Annotated in this window: 16 protein-coding genes; 7 read left to right on the forward strand and 9 right to left on the reverse strand. The window is 42.8% G+C overall.

Annotated elements, in window-relative coordinates:
- Positions 1-46: 46 nt before the first annotated feature.
- Positions 47-1300 (forward strand): response regulator, encoded by a 1254-nt coding sequence (locus B9N78_RS14755; protein WP_085103656.1) that lies wholly within the window; start codon positions 47-49, stop codon positions 1298-1300.
- 9 nt (positions 1301-1309) lie between these two features.
- Positions 1310-1543: a hypothetical protein gene (locus B9N78_RS14760; RefSeq protein WP_085103658.1), complete on the forward strand. Its 234-nt coding sequence runs from the start codon at positions 1310-1312 to the stop codon at positions 1541-1543.
- Here the strand turns inward: B9N78_RS14760 and B9N78_RS14765 are convergent.
- Positions 1540-2010 carry an HAD family hydrolase gene (locus tag B9N78_RS14765; protein ID WP_085103660.1) on the reverse strand — a complete coding sequence of 157 codons (471 nt, stop codon included), beginning with the start codon at positions 2008-2010 and terminating at the stop codon, positions 1540-1542. The genes B9N78_RS14760 and B9N78_RS14765 overlap by 4 nt on opposite strands.
- A 42-nt stretch (positions 2011-2052) precedes the next feature.
- A complete protein-coding gene (locus B9N78_RS14770; RefSeq protein ID WP_245805567.1) occupies positions 2053-3828 on the reverse strand; it encodes an N-acetylmuramoyl-L-alanine amidase in 1776 nt (591 codons plus the stop codon).
- 282 nt (positions 3829-4110) lie between these two features.
- Here B9N78_RS14770 and glpX point away from each other — a divergent pair, with 282 nt between their 5' ends.
- Positions 4111-5094 carry a class II fructose-bisphosphatase gene (gene glpX, locus B9N78_RS14775; RefSeq protein ID WP_085103661.1) on the forward strand — a complete coding sequence of 328 codons (984 nt, stop codon included), beginning with the start codon at positions 4111-4113 and terminating at the stop codon, positions 5092-5094.
- Positions 5095-5172: 78 nt separating this feature from the next.
- Here the strand turns inward: glpX and B9N78_RS14780 are convergent, their stop codons facing one another.
- The gene (locus B9N78_RS14780) at positions 5173-5412 is read right to left on the reverse strand and encodes a hypothetical protein (protein WP_085103663.1); all 240 of its coding nucleotides are present in this window, start codon (positions 5410-5412) and stop codon (positions 5173-5175) included.
- 179 nt (positions 5413-5591) lie between these two features.
- Between B9N78_RS14780 and B9N78_RS14785 the strand changes: the two genes are divergently transcribed.
- The 4 genes from B9N78_RS14785 to B9N78_RS14800 all read left to right on the forward strand — a co-directional run bounded on the left by B9N78_RS14785 (position 5592) and on the right by B9N78_RS14800 (position 9528).
- Positions 5592-5990, forward strand: coding sequence for a YidH family protein (locus B9N78_RS14785; RefSeq protein ID WP_085103665.1), 399 nt, complete (start codon positions 5592-5594; stop codon positions 5988-5990).
- A gap of 31 nt (positions 5991-6021) precedes the next feature.
- Complete coding sequence (waaF, locus tag B9N78_RS14790) at positions 6022-7077, forward strand: lipopolysaccharide heptosyltransferase II (RefSeq protein WP_085103667.1); 1056 nt, start codon at positions 6022-6024, stop codon at positions 7075-7077.
- On the forward strand, positions 7074-8930 hold the full coding sequence (locus tag B9N78_RS14795; protein WP_245805568.1) for a C25 family cysteine peptidase: 1857 nt from the start codon (positions 7074-7076) through the stop codon (positions 8928-8930). The genes waaF and B9N78_RS14795 overlap by 4 nt, the downstream gene beginning before the upstream one ends.
- Positions 8931-9033: 103 nt before the next feature.
- Positions 9034-9528, forward strand: a complete 495-nt coding sequence (locus B9N78_RS14800) for a hypothetical protein (protein ID WP_085103669.1) — start codon at positions 9034-9036, stop codon at positions 9526-9528.
- 111 nt (positions 9529-9639) lie between these two features.
- On the opposite strand, the gene B9N78_RS14805 is transcribed toward B9N78_RS14800, so the two are convergent.
- From B9N78_RS14805 to rimO, 6 genes are all read right to left on the reverse strand, one after another.
- Positions 9640-11889: a methyl-accepting chemotaxis protein gene (locus B9N78_RS14805; RefSeq protein ID WP_245805569.1), complete on the reverse strand. Its 2250-nt coding sequence runs from the start codon at positions 11887-11889 to the stop codon at positions 9640-9642.
- A 667-nt stretch (positions 11890-12556) separates the two neighbouring features.
- Positions 12557-13930, reverse strand: a complete 1374-nt coding sequence (locus B9N78_RS14810; RefSeq protein ID WP_085103673.1) for an alanine/glycine:cation symporter family protein — start codon at positions 13928-13930, stop codon at positions 12557-12559.
- Between the two features lie 83 nt (positions 13931-14013).
- Positions 14014-15129, reverse strand: coding sequence for an alanine dehydrogenase (gene ald / locus B9N78_RS14815; RefSeq protein ID WP_085103675.1), 1116 nt, complete (start codon positions 15127-15129; stop codon positions 14014-14016).
- A 318-nt stretch (positions 15130-15447) separates the two neighbouring features.
- Entirely contained in the window at positions 15448-17127 is a 1680-nt protein-coding gene (locus B9N78_RS14820; RefSeq protein WP_085103677.1) for a sigma 54-interacting transcriptional regulator, read from the reverse strand.
- A gap of 135 nt (positions 17128-17262) precedes the next feature.
- Complete coding sequence (gene ppnP / locus B9N78_RS14825) at positions 17263-17577, reverse strand: pyrimidine/purine nucleoside phosphorylase (RefSeq protein ID WP_085103679.1); 315 nt, start codon at positions 17575-17577, stop codon at positions 17263-17265.
- Positions 17578-17609: 32 nt separating this feature from the next.
- Positions 17610-18926 (reverse strand): 30S ribosomal protein S12 methylthiotransferase RimO, encoded by a 1317-nt coding sequence (rimO, locus tag B9N78_RS14830; protein WP_085103681.1) that lies wholly within the window; start codon positions 18924-18926, stop codon positions 17610-17612.
- Positions 18927-18992 lie beyond the last annotated feature (66 nt).

The following is an 18992-nucleotide window of genomic DNA, read 5'->3' on the forward strand; positions in this document are numbered from 1 at the left end:
TAAGAATTGAAAAAAGTTATTTAAAATTATGAACCGGAGAAACACTATGCCCGAGAATGCAAAAAAGACAGTACTTGTTGTTGAAAGCAGTCAGACACAGGTCCGTATTATAACTGATCATATCGAAAGTCTGACTTATTTTGATACAGTAACAGCTTCTTCGCTTGATCAGGTTGAAGAAATTCTTGAAACCAGTGGTGAGGATGTCTTTATTGCCGTTCTTAATTTGAATATCAAAGGAGCTCCGGACGGTGAGGCTGTAGATTATGTTCTTTCACGTAAGATCCCGTGTATTATTTTAACTTCAACTTACGATGAAAAAATCCGCAACCGGTTTATTGAAAAGAATGTGCTTGATTATTTCAACAAGGGAAATCGTAACGGCCTTGACGATATGGTTGATATGATCCGCAGAGTTCATTCAAACAGCGATGTTAAAGTTGTTGTTGCTGAAGATAACGGAACAGCCAGAAAAATTATGTGTAAACTGTTGGAACGGCTCAATTTCAACGTTTTTGCCGCTGAGGACGGAGCCAAAGCTCTAGAGTATATCCGCGCTAATCCTGATGTGAAACTTCTGCTGACTGATTATGAAATGCCTGAGCTTGATGGGTTTGAACTTGTTGCGGAGGTTCGTAAAACTCATTTCAGAGATCAGTTGGCTATTCTCGGCGTTTCTGCTCATGACTCCGGTGCGATTACTGCTAAGTTTCTTAAGCTCGGAGCTAATGACTTTCTTAAAAAACCTTTTGAGGTGGAAGAGTTTTCATGGCGCGTCACTAATAACCTCAATGAACTCGATCGTATCTCTTCAATCAAAGATGCCTACAGCCGTGACCCGCTGACCGGTTTCGGCAATATGAAGACTTTTCTTGAGCAGGGACGTGAACTCTTTGACAGCCTTAGTAAGCAGGAACGTACTCCCGTTTTAGCCGCATTTAATGTGGACAACCTGCTGGAAATAAACTCCCGGTTCGGATGGGATGCAGGTTCTGCCGCTCTAAAAAAAGCTGCTGCGAATCTTGAGCAGCAGTCTCTCGGCTGGTTGCTTTCTGCCCGCTGGGATGGTGGATTTATTGTTTTGGCCGAAGATCCGGAAGTTTTGAAGAATGACCTCGTCGCAGCGCAGACAGGGTTTGCAAAGAGCGCAGTCGGTGTTGCGGGAGAAAGATTTAAAGCAACAGCGTCATTTGCCATTTGCAAAACAGGTGAAAACAATCTTGATGCGACTATGTCAAAAGTTGTTACCGTTCTTGTTAAAATGCAGTCCATCGGAGTGGATTCTTTCCGCTTTGTGTAAACATAAATTATGCTGATTCTAAAATGCGCCGCATGCCGGCGGAAGCTTTTAAAGTATTACAAGATAGGGCAGGGTGAAGTTCACCGCTGTCATAAAGAGCGGATTAAAAAAGTCTGGAATCTGGAGGAAAAGGGCGGGAAGATATTCTGCCCATGCGGTAATTCATACGGGATAGATCGCGGCTCATATTACACTATGGATAAGAAGTCTTTCACTTATTCAGGGACAAAAGAGAACAATTAATATCTTAACGTGGTCATGAGCCTTATAGGATGTGTAAAAAGTCCTAAGGCGTGAGCTATGTCAGAAGCCGCGATATCTGCAGAGCGTGCGGCAACCATAGACGTACATTCCGGCCCTGAGACCACAATTCCAAGGGCTGCTTCTTTCAGCATGAGTGCATCGTTGCGACCGTTTCCGATGCATGCACACTTCTCAGCTCCGACTGAATTTATATAATCCAGTTTGGCTTTGTCTTCTGACGTTCCGCTTATGATGTGTATTGAAACTGGAAGGTCGATCAAATTCTCTTCGCACTGCCCGAAAGTATCAGCTGTCAGCACATGAATTTCAATATCGACGGATAGTTCTTTGATTATCTTACCTATTCCGGGCATGAGATTACCATCAAGAGCTATCGTGCCATTGTAATCCATAACAAGATGTTCAATGTTAAGTGGTCCAAAGCCCGGGATATTGAGACTGATCATGATCTGGTCCTTCCTATGCTCGAATTTCTTGGCTCTTAATACCTAGATACTGGCATATCTTTCAATCTGTTTTTTGTATTCCAGAATGCCTTTTACTATCCCGTCGGCAATGTAACCAAGATATTTCTCTGACTTAAGCCTTGAAGACTCTGTTTTATTGGTAACATATCCAAGTTCCACTAAAACAGAAGGCATTTTTGCTCCCATTAAAACATAGAAAGGGGCTTCACGCACTCCCTGGTCTTTTATAGGAAATTTCAGGCGGACATTGGCTAAGGCTTTTTTATGAATGTTTTTGGCCAAGTCTTTGCTTTCTTTCATTTTTGAATTCAGCATAAGGTCTGTCAGGATAACCTGCAGATCACTGATCCGTTTTGCGGAAATAGCATTTTCACGTGCTGCAACACGGACGGCATTGCGGTTGCGTGCAAGGTTGAGAGTATATGTTTCAAGACCGTTAATGTCTGAATTGCGATGCGCGTTGCAATGGATGGATATAAACATATCCGCCTTTTTGATATTGGCCATAGCCGTGCGTTCTTCCAGAGGAATAAATACGTCTGTTGATCTGGTATAGAGGATATTAAATCCTGCTTTCTTCAACTTAGCAGCCAGAATTTTTGTAAAACGCAGATTGATATCTTTTTCTCTCAGTCCGTGCCCGCTTGCTCCAGGATCTTTTCCGCCGTGCCCAGGGTCGATCATGATTGTTTTAAAAGTCAGTCCCAGCTGTTCAAGCAGATCTCCTGCCATAGCTTTGCTGTTGGCCGGAGGAGTGTATTTTGTTGAAGTCTTAGCAGTTCTTTTTTGTTTTGCCGCGGGTGTGCTTGTTTTAGGCTGTTCGGCAGCTCCTTCTTCGGGAGCTTGTACGTCAACAACCAGTCTGAAAGGGTTCTCAAGCGGGAAAATTTTATAATCCTGCATGGAGTTGAAATCCAGCACAACTCGAGTTGTACGCGGATCCCGCTGCGCGGAACGGATGTCTTTTAAAATTCCGTCAGCAACGTCGGTTGCTTTATTTACATCGTTACCAAGTATCGTGTTTTCCAGATCAATATAGAGTCTATGAGGACGGTTGACACTCTGATTCGGGTTTAAAAGCTGATAACGGAAGCGTACTTCGCCATCGAGGTCCAGAACAACCCGTGTGTACGAATCACTGCTGGTATATCTTACAGCCATGAGTTTAGCGCGTTTGCTTGATGACTCTTCTACTGCCGGAGCTGAAGCCGGAACGATGGTTCCTGATGGTTTCGCCTGTTCAGCGTTATCCTGCTGTTTTTTCGAAAGGCCATTGCGATCCATGGAATCAAGTCTGGATCTTGCTCTGGAATACATGTCGGATTTGGAATATCGGTGGACGATTGTCAGGTAATCTGAATAAGCCAGATCTTTTTCATTCAGTTTTCTCAGTCTAATTTCAGCCCTTCTGAAAAGGCTGTCATCAGTCCAAGCGTGGGAGGGGAAATTCGCGACCATCCGGCCATAATAATCAACTGCTTTTCTTAAATCACTTTCCAGTCCACTGTGGTAACCCAACTCTTCATATGATCTGCCGAGATAATATAGAGATTTAGGCGCGTATTCTCCGCGTGGGGATCTTTTAAACACATTTCTAAACTTTTTAGCGACGTTGTCCCATTCCGAGCGATATTTGGATTTTTCGCTGTTTTTTGTCAGCGCATGGAATTGTTTCCATGCAATGGTAAATTCGTCTTTAATGCTCGCTCCGAATGCACGAGCAGGAGTTACCGAAACAAGAAGTCCGGCAAGAAGGAGGCCCATCACTAAGTTTTGAAAAAATATTTTGCGCATCATTTTATATAAGTATTGGTTTTTTATTAGTTATCATATGTTTTTATTTAAGTTAGATTTATATGTGTTTGGTCTAAAAAAAGTTTAGATGTTCTCTTAATAAGCTTGCATCGGCTAAAAATCAACCATGGATATATTGAGATGATAAAATGTGTTAGCAGAAGGTGATTTCTATACTTTTATGAGTAATTATGGAAAACTGGACTGGCCTCATTTTTTATGTAATTGGCATGACTGTTGTCGGTAAAATCGAAACAATCAAACATTCATTTTGGAGATAGGCGAATGGAAGCTCCTCAGAGAAATTTAGCTCTTGATCTTGTCCGTGTAACCGAAGCGGCTGCACTGGCCTCCGCCAGATGGCTCGGACGCGGCGATAAGAATGCCGGTGATCAGGCTGCCGTTGATGCAATGCGTCTCAGCTTTAACAGTCTTGCAATCTGCGGTACTGTTGTCATCGGTGAGGGTGAGAAAGATCATGCCCCCATGCTATATAATGGTGAAAAACTGGGTGCAGGCGAAGGGCCGGGGATGGACGTTGCTGTTGATCCGGTAGAAGGAACCAACCTTCTTGCTTACGGCCGTCCAAATGCTATTTCTGTCGTGGGTGTTGCTCCTACAGGCATGATGCTTGATCCGGGGCCTAGTTTTTATATGCAGAAGCTAGTTGTTCCAACTGCTGCAAGAAATATGGTTGATATCAATGCACCGGTTAAGGATAACCTTCATAAGATCGCAAAAGCTCTTAATAAAGATGTTGATGATCTAGTTGTTTTTGTTCTTGAAAAACCTCGTCATCATGGCCTTATTCAAGAAATTCGTGATGCCGGAGCTAGAATTCAGTTGCACACTGACGGTGACGTTGCCGGAGCACTTATGGTCGTTGACCCCCGTTGCCAGGTTGATGTTATGATGGGAACCGGCGGAACTCCTGAAGGTGTTCTTGCTGCTTGCGCCATCAGAATCATGGGCGGAGAAATGTTCGCCAGATTCGATCCTCAGTCCGAAAATGAAAAGAGAGCTATGGAAGAGCAGGGCTATGATCTGCGTGACATTATGACCGTTAATGATCTTGTCAAAAGTGATGATATTTTCTTTTCCGCAACAGGTATTTCAGGCGGCACATTTTTGCGCGGAGTACGTTACCTCGGTTACGGAGCGGAAACAACTTCGCTTGTAATGCGCGGTAAAACAGGAACTGTTCGCCAGATTGAAGCTGTTCATACATGGGATAAGCTGATGAAAATCAGCGCAGTGAAATACGACTAGCAGTTTTTGTACAAAAGATTGAAGTTTTATAGCAAACGGCCCTGATATTGTATTCAGGGCCGTTTTTATTTTAAGCGGTTAAGATTCAACTCCATCTAATTTCTCACAGATTATTCCTGAATCTTCAGGGCTGGATGCGGAGTTCAGTTCCTTGCTTTCCCCGTGACAGGAAACTCCGTCAGGTCTGATTTGTACGTATCCTGCGGAAAGAACTTTTGTGTATGGAATTTGTTCTCTGAATTCAAGAAAACCGATACGGTTAGGGAACAAAATAGGAAGAGCTTCACCCGAAAAGTCCTCGAACATAATGTATTTCATGATATTTCCTTTTTGCTGTGCTTCGCCGCAATGTATTATTCTTTGAGTGTATTCCGTAATTATTATAAACTTGATCCGTGAGGTTGCAGGCTGCGACAGTTGCCCATAATCTTCTAACATACTATAGCCATATATCTGTCAGATCAAGAGCTGCTTATCAACAGTTTCGGAGGATTTAAATGAAAGACGAAGTAAAAGAACCGGTTCCGCTTGATACCAACAGTCTTGCTGTCATGAGAACGGTGCTTGCAAATGAACGAACCTTTCTTGCCTGGTGCCGTACAGCTCTCGGGCTTCTGGGATTCGGCTTTGTTCTTGAAAAAGCAGGTCTTTATTTGCGACACTTAATTCCTGATATTGATCCGCATTTATCAAAGGATTTAGGAGTGCTCAGCCTTTTTGCCCTTCTTTCAGGGCTGCTGGTACTTATAGGAGCGGCGTGGAGATTTTTCAGTATCGAAAAACAGATCGGGTCAAATCTTGGCAGAATGACTCCGGTTCCTGAAGTGCTGGTTTTGCTTGCAGTTGCACTTGTACTGATTGTAAGTGTCTTCTCCGGCAACATGCTTTTTAATTAGAAATAAAAAAGTTTTACAATATAGATTGTTAATGAAAGATAATTATAGAAAAATTGCTCTATGGCAGACTGCATTCCTTGGAGACGCGGTACTTACATTGCCTTTTATCAAAGCTCTTTCACTGCGTTTTCCAGAAGCTGAAATTCATCTTTTTGTGCGCAAAGGGGTTGAGCCGCTTTTTGAATCGCAAAAGGAACTCACCGCTGTTCACGGGTTTGCCAAGCGTGGCAATCAAAAAGGTATGGGAGCCGCTTTTCGATTTGGAAGGGAGCTAGGAACGCAGGGATTTGACCTTTGGATATCAGCTCATACAAGCATGCGTTCCGCTGTTATCAGCATGGCTACAGGAATTCCTGATCGTATCGGATATGATAAGCCTTGGTTCAATCGGTTTGCTTACACACAAGTGGTCAAGCGAAGGTTTGATCAGTTTGAGGAAGTTGAGAGATTGCTGGCTCTCGGGTTGCCTTTAGGGATCAGCGGAATTGCTCCGGCTTTTGAACTTAATCTGCCGGAAGTCGCAATCGAAGAAGCTTCGACTTTTTTTGAAAAAATTTCTGATGCGCCTGTAATAGGTTTTCACCCCGGTTCAACTTGGGAAACGAAGAAATGGCCTGAGTATAATTTTGCGGCAATTATTGCAAAATCTCTGGAGGCCGGTTTTCGGGTTGTTTTATTCGGCGGTCCCGGAGAAGAGATGATCTGTTCTAGAATTGCAGAAAAATCCGGCAGAGAAGATGAAATAATCAATCTTGCCGGAAAATTAAATCTTCCTAAGCTTGCAGCCTACATTAAGAATCTGGACGTATATATCAGTAACGATTCAGGGCCGATGCATATTGCATGGGTTCAGGATGTACCTTTGATCGCTCTTTTCGGGCCAACTGTCCGTCAATTCGGTTTTTTCCCACGAGGTGATAACTCGACTGTGCTGGAATCGCCTGAAATTTTGGATTGCAAACCTTGCGGTCTTCATGGCGGGCGGAAATGTCCTGAAATCCACCATAAATGTATGACAAATATAACAGTTGAAATGGTCTGGTCGGAAATTTTAAAAAAAGTGGAAATTCGGGGGAACAACCGTTGATAAGGAAATTGAAATGGATTTCTTTGCCGCTTCTTTTTATTCTTGCTTCCTTTTTGCTCGGCGGTTGCAAGCTGCGAACTTTTCAGCAAAATGTTCAGGTTGCTCCTGCTGTTCAAGTTCTGCCTGTAAAAATTTCAACGGCGCAGATGACTGAGCAAAAGAAAAGCATAATTGTTTTTACTGACGAATTTAAGCAGGCTGCTCATTTTTTTTCATATCTCCATAGGGAATACGAGGGAGTTGATTCTGTTCTTATAAAAATAGGAACGATGAACGGAACAGAAGAATCCCGAAGTGCTGTATCTCGGGATATTCAAAGCAAAATTTCTGAATTGAATAAGGGCGATGGTATAATGGCAGTCCTTATTCTGGGTAATAAATCTATTATTCCTGCTTTAAAATTTAAAGCAGGTGATGGCGGCACAATTTATTCTTCTGATTATGGATATGGCGGTATTGCAGATTCTCCTGAAAATGTTTTGCCTGTGGGTAGAATTCCTGCCGGAAATAATTCCGAGGCGATGATTGTTGCTCAGAAATATGAGCGGTGGTATCAAGATCGTGCTTTTCGCCCGGCTTGGCCTGTTTCGTTTATAGGCGGTGAAGGGTTTTCTAAAAATGATCTTTCTGATCCTGAACTCTTGTTTTTCAGCTTGCAGGAAGAAGGCATGGCCGGACCGGAGGCTATCCGCTATCTCGGCGGAGCCGGAGGCTGCCTGCCCGAGAGGCTTCGCCAAAGTTTTGCCGATGACGATGTCTCCGTTCAGTGGTTGGCTTTAAAGTCTGTATCTGACGGTTTTAGAGTAGGGAACGGCACTTTGCTTACTTCGGATATTTTAAATCTGGATTACAAACCCGGATTGCCTATCGTTCTTAATCCTTCGTGTGAGGTTGCGCTTGGTAATTCCACCGTGACACCGGCTGAAGCCATGATACTCTCAAAGGGTGCTGGGCTGGCCGTTATGGGCGGATGCGGTGACGGCGGAAAAGTCACAGCTGAACTTGATGACGGATGTATTTCACGTGTTTATCTGGATGGCACTTCACGTCTTCTTGTTGAATTTCATAAAGCGTATTTCAGCGGGAAATACAGGATTGCAGAGGCCCTTGCGGAAGCTCGCGCCCAGTTTGTTCAGAATAGTCGCCGCGGTGATGATTTGGGGCCGATATATGATATGATTTTTTATGGTGATCCTGTAATGAGTCTTCCGCTTCCTGTGCGCACAGAATCTCCTGCTTATACTGGGTTGAAACCTATCACCAAGCCTGAATTTCCAAAAGGTGTAGCTGTTTTTTACGCCAACGCCACGATTTCTTTTGCTATGGAAGAGGGCGGTATTTATCCAGGAGTTCAGGTGAATGTTGTGGACCGGAAAACCGGTAAAACAGTTTCTTCTATGAAAGTGCTTGAAGACGACGTTTTTAATTTTTCATCTGACAGCGAAGGCAGCTATTTAATTTATTCCAGACCTCTTGACGGACCGATAGCATGGCAGTTTTTTGATATTTATAAAAACAAAAACAGTCCGGTAGACCTCGTCCATTCAGATACCCGGAAGACATCAATTAAAGTGGACCCTGTCGTTAAATCCGGTATTGAACCGATCCTCTATTCTGTGCAGGTCAGTTCGAACAGACGTGAATCTTCTGCCTTAAAGGTCAGAAAGAGTTTGACCAAGAAAGGATACTCCTCTGCATATGTGGTGACTGTTCCGTCTTCCCACAACAGACCTTGGTATTGTGTCCGTTTCGGAGAGTTCAATTCATGGGCTGATGCAGTTGAGGCTTCAGCTAAGTATGAAAAAAATGAACAGGCGGATGTAAAGATCGTCAGATGCCGCAAGGGTAGCTGATTTTAATAATATACTAAGCTCCTGCAAAATTATAAATTCTATACACGCAACTTTGTTGTGCGCGAAGTTATTTTTTTGAAATTTATATTTGAAGCAGGTCATTTTGGATAAAAATAAATCTAACAATATTCTATACTTTACTATAGCAGTGATCGTCTTTGCTTTGATAGGAACAGGTTTGCTTTTGGTCAGCAAACGGTCTGTTTCTGTTCCTGATCCTGTTCTTTCAGGTAAATATAAATTTTCAGGGGCTATTTCTGTCAGCAGTCTTGATTTTAATAATTCAGAAATAAATAAATTGAATCGGTGTGTTTTCGAAAATAGGAATACCGTAGATACTGTTTCTGTGATTATTAATCCGGACGGGGATTTAAAAAATAATTCAGCAAATGCAATCAAGCAAGAAACAAAACTTAGATACATGGTTATACTTGAAAGCAAAGATGGAATGAAGTTTTCACAGGAAGCAAAAAAATGCTCACGCAAAAAGCTGGTCGGTGAAATTTTATTTAGTTTCAACGATGGAGCTGGGGCCCTGAAAACGTATTTAGATGACCCGGATTTAAAAGATAAAATTATCCATATTATAGATATATAAAAAGCTTAAGAGATTCAATCTGATATATTTCAATATAATACCCCCTGATGGAAACTCCATCAGGGGGTATTTGTATAAACGGCAATAGAGTCTATATGCTCATCTACAGTGTTATTCTTTCATATGGTTAATCAGCTTTTTCAGAATCTCGGCTTGTTCCGCCATGGCTTCAACAGCTTCTGCAGATTCGTTCATGACCTTTGTGGTTTCAGTAGAAATCCTTGAAACCTCTGACAGAGATTGATTAATCTGTTCACTTGCAGCGGATTGTTCTTCCGCAGCAGCTGCAATGTTTTGAGCCTGGTCGGAAGAGCTCTGGACAAATGAAACTATTGAGTTAAGAGCTTCTCCGGACTGGCTTGACAGCTTTGTTGTCTCGTCAATTTTCAAAACAGCTTTTTCTACGTTCGTGATATTGTCTTTTGTGCCTTGCTGAATTTGAGAAATAGCCTTGCCGACTTTTTGAGTTGCATCCATGGTTTTTTCTGCAAGCTTACGGACTTCGTCGGCAACTACGGCAAAACCTCTGCCAGCTTCTCCTGCTCTGGCTGCCTCGATAGCAGCATTAAGTGCAAGCAGGTTTGTCTGGTCGGCTATGTCGGAAATTACTTCCATAACCGCTCCGATGCTTTCTGCGTCAGATCCAAGAGCTATAACATCCTTTTTAAGCTGGAGAGCCACTTTTTGCAGTTCTTCCATACTGGTCAAGACTTCAGTAACGACCTTTGATCCGCGTAGAGCTTCATCTTTGGCTTTGCCTGCTGTTTCTGCTGAATTTGAAGCAGTATGAGCAACTTCAAGAACAGTGGCATTCATTTCGATCATTGCTGTTGAAGTCTCAGTTATCTGAACAGATTGTTCTTCAATACCATTTCGTGAATGTTCAATTTGATCGCTAAGTTCTTTGGATGCAGATGAAACAATATTAACTACTTCTTCCAGCTCATATGCTGCTTGAAGTTTTCCTTCTCTTTGAGCCTTGTCAGCCTGCAGTTTAGCTTCCGTTGCTTCGTCTACTGCAATATTGGCTCTTTCTGTTTCCTGTTCCGCCTGCCTGCTCTTTTCTTCTGCTGTAGAAATCATATTTTTCAGGTTTTCAACCATTGTCTTCAGTGCCCTGGCGAGAATTCCGACTTCATCTGCCTGATTGACATCAAGGTTTTGATCAAAGTCTCCGGTCGCTACACTCTCTGCATAAGCAACGGTTTTTCTGATGGGGCCGACAATTCCATTTGCCAGGAACCATATAACGAGGCAGCCCACTATGGCGGCAGCTCCTCCGGCCATGATTCCTGTTACAGTACTGCTGGAATTTTTTTCAGCTATAACTTCATCTAAATGTATTTGTTTTGCAAAGACGATGTCTCGTTTAACCTCGATTAAAGTGGCCCAAGGGGTTCCGGTTTTTCCAAGGGTTACTGGAGCTAATACTTGCACCAAACCGGATTCTTTACCTAGGCTGACAAATTCTTCACCATTTTTAACAAAGTCAATAATCTTGTCTGAGTTTTCGAGTTTCAGCTTGCTCAAAGGTTGGCCCACAGTACTTGGGTCTCCGCTATTAGCTACAACAATACCGCGGTTACTGATAACTTTTACAGTTGCCTGACCGTCATAAAGTGTTTTTGCAACTTCTTCACTCAGCTTCTGTACGAACCCAAGCCTTAAATCTGTTCCGGCGATACCTAAAAATTTTCCATTAATTTTAATCGGGACAGACATTGTTGTCAGCCAATCAGTTGTTCCCTGAACGATATAAGGGAACGGGTCTAGAATATTTTCTTTGCCGGTTTCTCTAGGGTATAAGTACCAGCCTCCCTTGCGGATGCCGTTTGGATGTGCACTGGAATCCTCGTAACCAACCAGCGCCTGACGGGCAATGTTGCCCTTAGTATCTCTATTCCAGTAGGGAACAAATCTGCCGGATGCATCATATCCTTCAGCCTTATTGTTCGCATAAAGGCTGTCATTGTCATCTATTCCATTAGGTTCCCACGCGCTATAGGTTCCCAGAAATTCATCATTATCTTTTAAGTTTGTCAGAAGGATATCATTAAAAGCATTTCTTAAATTTATTGCGGAACTTACTTTTTCATCTTGGCGCAGGGCTTTAAATGAATTTGCGATTGTACGCGCTGTAATTATGTTAATTTCAAGTTTTGATTGAATAAATCTAGCTTCAGCTTTTGCAGTACCTGTCAAATTGTCTCTAGTAGCTTCTTCAATAAGTGTACTTATTTCGCCTGTAATAAATTTTTGGGTGGCGTTTTGTTGAGAAATTTGCAGGAAAACCAAAATGAGAATCGTTGCTACAAGGCAGCACCCGGACATAATTACAATTTTTGTTTTAATCGATTTCATTTCCATTTTTACTCCTAGTCCAAGATGTTGCTTTATATAAAGAAAATTTGATTCTTATTACTTCATAAGAATTTACAGTTATACAAACGATAAACTATTTAACGATATTGTAAAGTATATATGTACTTTTCAGCGAAGCTTTTTTATTTGGTAGAAATGTTTATTTTTCAATAGCTACTTTGAGATGCGGGTAAATTTTTTCATTGTTCAGAATAGATAAATTATCAGCTATTATAAATTAAAATATTTAGCTTTCTGGCTGCAAACAAAAAAGCCAGTCTCCACTTAAGGAAACTGGCTTTACTTAAAGCACGCCATTGTCATTGCCTCGAACTACGTAGTTCGGGAAAGAATCTTCTCTCTCTGTTTTTAAATCCTTTTGCCTAAGGTCTCGCCTGCAGTCAGAGTCTATCAAAGTCTATCTGATACTCGCAGGTGATCTCTTTAGATCAGTTAGTTATATATCAATAAAAGACCTCCTTGTTCATTTGACAGGTGCTTAAAGATTGCCCGGCAACGCTCGCAGAAGGTGGTGGTGAGGTCCGCCATGCAGCCCATTCCGTGAGGGCACGGTTTGCTATTGCTCTGAGTTCGCAATTTTTATCTCCACTCGTTCAACTTTACCGAATGTCATACTCCATAACCTTATTGAGGTGATGAACACTGTCTAAAGAGAAGTATCCGCTTCATCTTTTATTTTTTTAGCTTTAAAATACTTGTTCGTTTCTGCGACTACAACCGGAGTTAGTAATAACAACCCGATAAGGTTAGGAATAGCCATTAAGCCGTTCAGAGTGTCTGATATATTCCAGACCAGACTGAGTTTGGCTACAGCTCCGATCCCTACAAAGCATACGAAAGCCAGACGGTATGGCAATACAGCCTTGATGCCGAGCAGATATTCAATAGATTTTTCACCATAGTAACTCCAACCGAGAATGGTTGAGTATGCAAACAGAATTAAGCCGATGGTTACAACGTGTGCACCGCCGGGCATACCTGCAGCAAAAGCTATAGTTGTTAATTCAGCACCGGTTGCTCCGCCTGACCATGTTCCGGTAAGGATCAAAACAAGACCGGTCATTGTACAGACAATAATGGTATCGATGAATGTCTGAGTCATAGAAACCAAAGCCTGAGTGATCGGGCTTTTTGTTTGCGCTGCAGCTGCTGCGATAGGAGCACTGCCGAGACCAGATTCATTTGAGAATACACCTCTGGCAACACCCATGCGGATACACATCATAATCGATGCTCCGGCAAATCCGCCGACCGCAGCCGTAGGAGTAAATGCCTGTTCAACGATAAGAAGCAAAGCTGCAGGAACTTCTGCGATATTGGCAATGATGATATAGGATGCCCCGGCCATGTAGAATACAATCATGATCGGAACGAGGAAGCCTGTTACGCGGCCGATGTTCTTGATTCCGCCAAGGATAACCGCGGCAGTACAGACCATGAGGACGATTCCGGTTACCATCGGTGATATCTGGTAAGTACTTTCAACAGCATCTGCCACTGAATTGGACTGCACCATATTACCTATGCCGAATGCAGCTATGGAAGCACAGATGGCGAATATAGTTCCAAGCCAAGGCATTTTCAGCCCCGTGGAAATATAATACATCGGTCCACCACTCATTTCTCCGTGTTCGTCAATAATTCTGTATTTTACAGCCAGAACTGCTTCTGAATACTTGGTGGCCATTCCCACAAGACCTGTTATCCACATCCAGAATAAAGCTCCGGGGCCTCCAACTGCAATCGCTGTGGCGACACCTGCAATGTTACCGGTTCCGACTGTTGCCGAAAGGGCCGTCATCAAGGCTTGAAAGTGGGTGATATCCCCTGGTTGATCTGAAGGTTCATGGCGTTTGATAAGAGCTAGGTACAGTGCGTACCATAATTTTCTAAACTGAAGACCGCGCAGAGAAAATGTGAGCCAAAATCCAGTTCCAACAAGCAAAATCAACATCGGTGGTCCCCACGCGAACGCACCAATTTTACCAACTATTCCATCCAGTGTAGTCAAAAAGTCCATAAGTAAGTAGTCTCCTTGGGCTTTTATATATAAAATATAAAAGCCCTTATTGAGATTAATCGGAGGCGCTTACACGCTAAAATCTATTGCAGTACTTTTTCAACGGGAACGTATTCAAGGTCGAAGGCGTCGGCAACACCTTTGAAGGTTACAGCGCCCTTAACCATGTTGATACCTGTTTTAACGCCGTGGTTGTCAAGAGCAGCCTGTTTCCAGCCTTTGTTTGCTATCTGTACAGCATAAGGAAGAGTTGCATTGGTTAGAGCCATGGTAGAAGTCATTGGAACTGCTCCCGGCATATTTGCAACGCAGTAATGAATTACGCCGTCGATTTCGTATACCGGATCTTTATGAGTAGTGGCTTTAGAAGTTTCGAAGCAACCACCCTGATCGATAGCAACGTCAACAATGACAGCACCGTCTTTCATGGATTTAAGCATTTCACGAGTTACGAGTTTGGGTGCTTTAGCTCCGGCAACAAGAACGGCTCCGATTACGACATCAGCGTCCAATACCAGTTCACGAAGAAGAGTTGGAGTGCTCATCATCGGGAAGCAGTTTTTAGGCATAACTTCTGACAGGTGACGGAGTCTGTCGAGGTTCATATCAAGAAGAGATACTTTTGCTCCGAGTCCGCAAGCCATCAGAGCTGCATTTGTTCCGACAACACCGCCGCCGATAACAACAACGTTAGCCGGAGCAACACCGGTTACGCCGCCCATGATAAGTCCTCTTCCTCCGTAGAAACGTTCGAGATATTTTGCTGCTTCCTGTATGGACATGCGTCCAGCAACTTCACTCATAGGAGTCAGCAGCGGAAGATCACCTGCGGCCCCTTCAACTGTTTCGTATGCAATGGCGATTGATTTATTTTTGATAAAGGCTTTTGTGAGCGGCTCATCAGGAGCAAAGTGGAAATATGTGAAAACAATCTGTCCTTCGCGAACCATGTCATATTCAGAAGGCTGCGGTTCTTTAACATGCATTACCATTTCGCAGTTCTTGTATATTTCAGCAGGTTTATCAATAATTTTTGCCCCTGCTGCAACATAGGCTTCATCAGGAAAGTTGCTGCCGACGCCTGCAGATTTCTCGACCATAACTTCGTGGCCGTTTGCACGCATTACTTCCACTCCGGAAGGTGTCATTGCAACTCTGTTTTCTTCAGACTTAATTTCTTTTAGGATTCCTACTTTCATTTTCTAATCTCCTGATAAGTAACTGTTTAACTAGTTATTTTGAGCGGTTGAAGTGAATACCTATATAATCAACACTTTGTCTACTTCTATAAGGCAATCCTCGTGCCATATTAGAAAATTGCAGATGTTTTCCTTAAAAAGAATTGTAGAAAGGGTGCGGAACAGGCATGAGAGAAGGGTTTACCTAAATTGTTGTGACGGGATTTTTTGGTCAGAGCTGTCGTTGGAATGGGTTTAAATATGGTAACAAAAAGTAGGAAATGGTATGTATTAGTACCAGGTAAAGATGATAATTACTTTAACACACTGTAATAATAGCTATTGTGCTAACGGTTCTATTTTGTTCCGGTGGTATGACTTGTTACCACATTGGATTTGGTATTTCTCAATCTTTTTGAGTAGAGCAGTGTGAGATATATTTAATTTCTTAGCGGCCTTGCGGATACTGGAGGTAGAATTGAGTGCTTCAATGAGTATGGCGGACTCGTAGTTAGCAATCAGATCCTTTAATGGTCTCCCTTCTATTTCAGCAGGGGCCGAGCATCCTCGTTTGCATTTTTTCTGAGGTTCAGAGCTTAGACATATTGCGCTTGCGCTGATTTCACTTGAATCGCTGAGAAGAGCGGCCCGTTCTATCACATTCTGCAATTCTCTGACATTTCCCGACCAATTGTGAGTATATAGTTTTTGTAAAGCGTCAGGGCTGATGGTCTGAGCTGCTTTATCTAATTTAAGGTTAAACTGCTGAAGGAATTTATCTACCAGAAGGGGAATATCTGTGAACCGTTCTCTTAAAGGAGGGATTTGAATGGTCAGTACGTTAATCCGGTAAAAAAGGTCTTCACGGAATTCTCCGCGGTCAACCATTTCTTTAAGGTCCTTGTTGGTTGCTGTGATTACGCGGGCGTTGACGGGAATTTCTTCAAATCCGCCGATTCTACGCATAAGACCTTCCTGTAATACTCGAAGGATTTTGGCTTGCGGTCCTGGTGGCATATCTCCTATTTCATCAAGAAATATTGTGCCGTTTTGGGCAGCCTCAAACAGTCCCGGTTTCCCTTTCTTTTTGGCTCCGGTAAATGCTCCGTCCACATAACCGAACAGTTCACTTTCAATAAGCGGTTCCGGCAGGGCTGCACAGTTTATAGGGATGAAAGGTCCGGTTCTGCCACTTTCAAAGTGAAGGGCTTTGGCGAAAAGCTCCTTACCCGTGCCGCTCTCTCCGGTTATTGAAACGGTGGTGCTGGTTTCTGCAATTTTTCTGGCAAAAGCAATGAGGTTTTTGATGGATGGGCGTTGGCCGATAAAGTCGTCAAAAGTAAATTCCAGAGGAGTAGAAACCGCGTCGACCATAGCTTTTACTTCTCTGAGGTCTTTCATCAAAAGTACTGCGCCGACAAAATTGCCCTGAGAATCATTTATAGGTTTTGCTGAACCATAGAATTCAACTCTGCCGGTACTTGTTACAACGGATTTTCTTCTGCTGACCGATACCCTTTTTTCAAGGCATTCCATGAGAATATTGTTACTTTTAGGGCTTGTTTCTTTAACGTGGGTTCCGATGATGTTTTCATGGACCATGCCGAGAAGCCTGCATGCGACTTTATTGGCTGTATTTATTATACCGGTTGAATCAACAGAAAGAACTCCTTCACTCATACCGTCAAAAAGAGTCCGAAACCATTTGTCTCGCTTTTCTTGCGGTAATCTTCTCAGCTCACTCTGACTTTCAAGCTTCGGCAGGGTAGAAAAGAGGGAGAACAAAGCGTTCTTGTCGAAATTGCGATTCGTTTTTTCTATTTCAACAGAAATTTTTGCATAGCCGTTTTTCTGTTCTACTTCCATGCTGACAATATTAAGTCCCTGCTCGGTCATCAACCTTGCTATATCAAAGACAATTCCTATCCTATCCTCAAAAAGAAGCTTGAATTTAAGGTTGCCTGTTTCTTCATCTGAACGGCTTGTAAGATTTTCTCTGATACTTATCGGGGCCTTCATAGTGAACGTTTTCCTTGATTGCAGGTTGCCGACTTAAATATGAAATTCAGGAAGGCAACCTTTTGTTTAAACGTGAACTAAATCAGCTTAATTGTGCAGTGTTAAAAGCAGAAAATTAAAATTGTATTGATTAATTTAATTAATATATGAACAACAGTAATCCACAAGTTCTTCAACTACCAGTTTGAATTTTGAGTTTTCCGGAACATTGAAACTTTCACCTGCTGTAACAGTTTGCCAGTCTTGTGCTTCGGGTAAGAGAACTTTCATCGTTCCCTGCATTATTTCCATCAGTTCTGCCTGGTTTGTTCCGAACTCATATTCGCCGGGAAGCATGATACCGAGTGTCTTGAATGAGCCGTCTGCAAAGAGGACCTTACGGCTGGTGACTTTTCCGTCAAAATATACATTGGCCTTTTTTACAACTGTTACATTTGAAAATTCAGACATTATTTCCTCGCAGTACAAAGTTTTATTATTTTCTAAGACATGACCAAAGTGACAAGATCATAATCAGTTACACTTTCAACTTCAGCCTCGACCATCATTCCGGGAGCCAGTTTCAGTCCGCCTTCAGGTGCACTTATGTAGGTTATTCCGTCTACTTCCGGTGCTTGGAACCAGACTCTTCCGGTAAACAGACCATCCCACTCATCGCTTGGCTCTTCAACTAGAACTTGGATTGTTTCGCCAACTTTTTCATCCAGAATTTCACGGCTGACGGACGCTTGCAGTTCCATCAAAATATTACGTCGCTCTTCGCGCAGTTCTTCAGGAAGTTGTTCCATATCTCCCGCTGGAGTTCCTTCTTCTGCTTGATAAGCAAAAACGCCTAGATTTTGAAATCTGGTTTCTTTCACAAATTTTAGCAGTTCCTTAAAATGCTCATCCGTTTCACCCGGGTAACCAACGATAATGCTGGTGCGTAGTACAGCATTCGGAATATGTTTGCGTACCTTATCGATAACTTTTCTAGGATCGCGGGCAAAAGGACGGCCCATGGAGGAAAGTACATCCGGGTGGGCATGCTGAATAGGAATATCAAAATATGGTAAAAGAGGTTTTCCCGCTCCAGCCAGAAACTCCAACATGGAATCGGTCATTCCGGCAGGATACAAATACATAAGCCTGAGCCATTCAAGCCCCTTAAGCGGCAGAAGCTGCTCGATCAAAGTTTTTAAATTTGCATCAGGATTGTTTAGGTCTGCCCCGTAAGCTGTGGTATCCTGTCCGACAACGACAAGTTCAGGAATACCTTGCGCCAGAATTTCTTTTGCTTCGGTAATAAGGCCGGAAGGTTCTCTGCTTATCTGTGGTCCGCGGATAGACGGGATTGTGCAGAATCTGCATGAATGGGAGCAGCCTTCACTTATTTTAAGGTACGCAAAGGCGGGACCGGTGCTGATCGCCCTTTGATAAGTTTCCGGGAGCTGCCGTTTAAGAGCTTTGGCGGCCATTGCAGGCCATGCATCCAGATCAAAGGTTGAAAGCCATAGATCAACTTCAGGCAAATCTTCTTCCTGCTTGCCGTATCTGCTGACAAGGCATCCGGCTACAGCAAGAACTGGTTTCGGGGTGATGTCTGCGATGGCATCGGCTACTTCTAAGATGGACTGTACTGATTCTTCAACTGCCGGTCTGATGAAACCGCATGTATTTATAAGGACAAGATCAGATTTTTCAGGAGTTTCAGCTGCGATCATATTGTTGCCCAAGGCTCCAAGCATTCTTTCTGTATCAACTCTGTTTTTCGGGCAACCGAGGCTTATGGTAAAAACTTTTAATTTTTTAGTAGGCATGAAATTTATTCCATTTGAGAAAATTATTTTAGATTTGTAATGATTCAGCGGTGAATTGTCTGTGAA

Origin of the sequence: Desulfovibrio gilichinskyi (genome assembly GCF_900177375.1) — a bacterium.
GTDB classification, from domain to species: domain Bacteria; phylum Desulfobacterota; class Desulfovibrionia; order Desulfovibrionales; family Desulfovibrionaceae; genus Maridesulfovibrio; species Maridesulfovibrio gilichinskyi.

Bases quoted from the DNA above. Each gene is read 5' to 3' on its own strand.
- B9N78_RS14755 (WP_085103656.1), top strand. From the start codon at position 47: ATGCCCGAGAATGCAAAAAAGACAGTACTTGTTGTTGAAAGCAGTCAG.
- B9N78_RS14760 (WP_085103658.1), top strand. From the start codon at position 1,310: ATGCTGATTCTAAAATGCGCCGCATGCCGGCGGAAGCTTTTAAAGTAT.
- B9N78_RS14765 (WP_085103660.1), bottom strand. From the start codon at position 2,010: ATGATCAGTCTCAATATCCCGGGCTTTGGACCACTTAACATTGAACAT.
- B9N78_RS14770 (WP_245805567.1), bottom strand. From the start codon at position 3,828: ATGATGCGCAAAATATTTTTTCAAAACTTAGTGATGGGCCTCCTTCTT.
- glpX (WP_085103661.1), top strand. From the start codon at position 4,111: ATGGAAGCTCCTCAGAGAAATTTAGCTCTTGATCTTGTCCGTGTAACC.
- B9N78_RS14780 (WP_085103663.1), bottom strand. From the start codon at position 5,412: ATGAAATACATTATGTTCGAGGACTTTTCGGGTGAAGCTCTTCCTATT.
- B9N78_RS14785 (WP_085103665.1), top strand. From the start codon at position 5,592: ATGAAAGACGAAGTAAAAGAACCGGTTCCGCTTGATACCAACAGTCTT.
- waaF (WP_085103667.1), top strand. From the start codon at position 6,022: ATGAAAGATAATTATAGAAAAATTGCTCTATGGCAGACTGCATTCCTT.
- B9N78_RS14805 (WP_245805569.1), bottom strand. From the start codon at position 11,889: ATGAAATCGATTAAAACAAAAATTGTAATTATGTCCGGGTGCTGCCTT.
- B9N78_RS14810 (WP_085103673.1), bottom strand. From the start codon at position 13,930: ATGGACTTTTTGACTACACTGGATGGAATAGTTGGTAAAATTGGTGCG.
- ald (WP_085103675.1), bottom strand. From the start codon at position 15,129: ATGAAAGTAGGAATCCTAAAAGAAATTAAGTCTGAAGAAAACAGAGTT.
- B9N78_RS14820 (WP_085103677.1), bottom strand. From the start codon at position 17,127: ATGAAGGCCCCGATAAGTATCAGAGAAAATCTTACAAGCCGTTCAGAT.
- ppnP (WP_085103679.1), bottom strand. From the start codon at position 17,577: ATGTCTGAATTTTCAAATGTAACAGTTGTAAAAAAGGCCAATGTATAT.
- rimO (WP_085103681.1), bottom strand. From the start codon at position 18,926: ATGCCTACTAAAAAATTAAAAGTTTTTACCATAAGCCTCGGTTGCCCG.